Origin of the sequence: Microbacterium sp. (assembly GCF_032084865.1) — a bacterium.
Classification (GTDB): Bacteria; Actinomycetota; Actinomycetes; order Actinomycetales; family Microbacteriaceae; genus Microbacterium.
This window is the reverse complement of the sequence record NZ_DAMDLU010000208.1, coordinates 1-3,209: the sequence shown is the minus strand read 5'-3', so window position 1 is coordinate 3,209 and position 3,209 is coordinate 1. Positions and strand designations below refer to the sequence as shown.

Sequence of the window (3,209 nt, the reverse complement as noted above, 5' to 3'; positions counted from 1 at the left end):
CTCGCGCCGCCGAGCACCGCGAGGGCGCGGGCTGCGGCGTCCGCCAGGGTCGCGGTGTCGACCGGCAGCGACTCGCTGACCAGCGCCGGCTCGTCGAGCTGCACCCACTGGGCGCCCGCGGCCTTCAGCTTCGCGAGCAGCGCGGCATAGACCGGCAGCAGGTCATCGAGCCGGCTGAGCGGCTCGAAGCCCTCCGGTGCGTCGTCCGACGCCTTCGCCAGGGCGAGCAGGGTGACCGGTCCGACGATCACCGGGCGGGTGACGTATCCGGCGGCGGCGGCTTCGGCGACCTGCTGCACGAGGTGCTCGCTGGCGAGCGAGAAGGTCGTCTCGGGGCCGATCTCGGGAACGAGGTAGTGGTAGTTCGAGTCGAACCACTTGGTCATCTCGAGCGGTGCGCGCTCGCCCTCGCCGCGGGCGACGGTGAAGTACGCATCCAGTCCGATGGTGCCGTCGGCGTCGCGCAGATCGTCGAAGCGGGTCGGGATGGCGCCGACGGTGACCGCGGCGTCGAGCACCTGGTCGTAGAACGAGAAAGACTCGGGGATCGACGAGTCATCGCGGCCGAGCCCGAGTTCGGCGAGACGGGCGCGCGTCGTCGAACGCAGCTCGGCGGCGGTGCGCTCGAGCTCGGCCTGGTCTGAGCGGCCGGCCCAGAACGCCTCGACGGCCTTCTTCAGCTCACGACGGCGGCCGATGCGCGGGTAGCCGAGGATAGTCCCTGCGGGGAAAGCGGTCATGGTGTTCCTTTCGATGCTGCGGAGAGCTGGCGCGCGGGGATGACCCCGGCGGACTGGAGGACGTCGAGCACGGTCTCGTGCTGGTTGAACGCGTACAGGTGCACACCGGGCGCCCCGCCGTCGACGACGGCACGGATGAGGTCGGCGGCCCAGCGGATGCCGATCCGGCGACGCCCCTCGGTGGTCGGCTCGACCTCGAGTTCGATGGCGAGTTCGCTCGGCAGCTCTTCGCCGGTCAGCTCGAGCACGCGCGCCAGGCGCGCGGGCGAGGTGATCGGCATGATGCCCGGGAGGATGGGGATCGTCACGCCGGCGCGGCGCGCACGTTCGACGAACGCGAGGTAGTGATCGGGGTGGAAGAAGAGCTGCGTGATCGCGACGGTCGCCCCGGCGGCCTGCTTCGCGAGCAGCGCGTCGACGTGCTGGCTGCTGTACGCCGAGCGCGGGTGGCCGTTGGGGAAGGCGGCGACGGCGATGTTCACCTTGCGGCGCGGTGCGACCCGCACGGCACCAGGATTGCCGCGCACCGGTGACTCCTCGTACGGCGCCCGCTCGGCCTGCACGCGGTCGATCAGCTGCACGAGCTGCGCCGAGCTCTCGAGGTCGCCGAGGAACACGTCGTCTTCGCTCTGACCCGCCGGCGGGTCGCCGCGCAGCGCGAGGAAGCTCAGGACACCGGCATCCAGGAACTCGCGGATCAGACGGGCGGCGCCCGCATAGGTGTTGCCGACACAGGTGAGATGCGCGAGCGGTTCGGTGTCGGTGTGCGTGCGGATGTATCGCAGCACGTCGAGCGAGCGTCCGCCGGTCGATCCGCCCGCACCGTAGGTGACCGAGATGAACTCCGGCCCCGCCTCGGCGAGGCGGTCGATCGTGTCGTGCAGGGCGCGCGTGCTCTCGGCGGTGCGCGGCGGATACAGCTCGAAGGAGAACGGGATGCTGCTCATGGCGATTCTCCTTCGGGACCGGTGCGGCGGGGTGTCCTCAGACGGTAGGACAGCCGCTCGGCGCGGCGCACACTGTGTGACGCCGTGTGTCACCTGCGGGTCTGGCTAGGCTCGGATCATGACCGCACCGTACGGCTCGTGGCCCTCACCGTTCACCGCGCAGATGATCGCGCAGGCGTCCCCCCGCATCGACGGAGCGCGCTTCGTCGGCGACGAGGTGTGGTGGGGCGAATCCGTGCCCGCCGAGGGCGGCCGGGTGACGGTGCGCAGTTCGAGCGGCGACGAGATCCTGCCCGCGCCGTGGAACGCGCGTTCGCGCGTGCACGAGTACGGCGGCGGAGCGTGGACGGCCGATGCCGAGGGCACGCTGTACTTCGTGCACGGGGACGACCAGCGCATCCACCGGATGCCGCGCGGCGGCGCTCCCGAGCCGCTGACCGCGGCAGGCCCCGCGTACGGCGGCCTGCGGCTTCAGCACGGGCGGCTGCTCGCGGTGCGCGAGGACCTGCGACCCGATCCGCACGTGCGCGCGATCGTCGAGATCGCGCTGGACGGCACGGCTGCCGACGACGACGCCGCTGTGCGCGTGCTCATCTCCACCACCGGCTTCGTCGCGCATCCCGCCCTTTCGCCGGACGGCGAGCGTCTCGCCTGGGTGCAGTGGAGCACCGTGCGGATGCCCTGGGAGCAGGCGCTGCTGCACGTGGCGCCGGTCGACGGCGACGAGATCGCGTCGACGCCCACCCGCGCCGCCCTGCAGCCGGAGTGGGTGAACGACGACGAGCTGCTGTACCTGGATGACCCCTCGGGACGCTGGAATCTGCAACGGCTGCGGCTGGGCGGCGCGGCTGCCGCGCTCGCTCCCGCCGACGCCGACACCGGTGGCGGGCTCTGGGTGCTCGGCAACCGCTGGTACCAGCCTCTCGACGACGGCCGCGTCGTCGTCGTGCGCACGAACGGTGCCGATGAGATCGTGCTCATCTCGCCCGACGGCGACGTGGTCGAGCTGCTCACCCTGCCGATCACGGCCGGCGCGAGCATCGACGACGCGCAGGGATCGCAGGTGCTCGTCTCGGGCGCGGGCCGGACCGTCGGCGCGGGGCTGTGGTGCGTCGACCTCGATGACGGCACGATCACGACGGTGACCGGCGGTGCCGAGGCGGATGCCCGCTGGGTTCCCCGTGCCCGCCCGGTGACCTTCGACGGCCCGCACGGACCGGTGCACGCATTCGACTACCCGCCCACCAGCCCCGACCTCTCAGCGCCCGAAGGTGAGCTGCCGCCGTACATCGTCATGGTGCACGGCGGTCCCACCGCGCACGTCTCGGGGGCGGCATCCACCGCGTACGCATACTGGACCAGCCGCGGCATCGGCGTGCTCGATGTGAACTACGGCGGCTCGACCGGCTACGGCCGGGCGTACCGCGAACGTCTCGACGGGCAGTGGGGCGTCGTCGACGTCGACGACGTGATCGCCGCCGCGCGCGGCATGGCCGACGCCGGACTCGCGGACCGCGCCCGC

The 3,209-nt window shown here is 72.1% G+C and carries 2 protein-coding genes and 1 pseudogene; 1 reads left to right on the top strand and 2 read right to left on the bottom strand.

From position 1 onward, the window contains the following. Nucleotides 1–740: pseudogene (locus RT309_RS14435) on the bottom strand (5-methyltetrahydropteroyltriglutamate--homocysteine S-methyltransferase); the annotation flags it as partial. Beyond that, entirely contained in the window at nt 737–1,687 is a 951-nt protein-coding gene (locus RT309_RS14430; RefSeq protein WP_313358153.1) for a methylenetetrahydrofolate reductase, read from the bottom strand. The gene RT309_RS14430 and the pseudogene RT309_RS14435, both read right to left, overlap by 4 nt. 118 nt (nt 1,688–1,805) lie before the next feature. Between RT309_RS14430 and RT309_RS14425 the strand changes: the two genes are divergently transcribed. Beyond that, nucleotides 1,806–3,209: prolyl oligopeptidase family serine peptidase (locus RT309_RS14425; RefSeq protein ID WP_313358151.1), on the top strand; the 1,404-nt coding region annotated here is incomplete at its 3' end.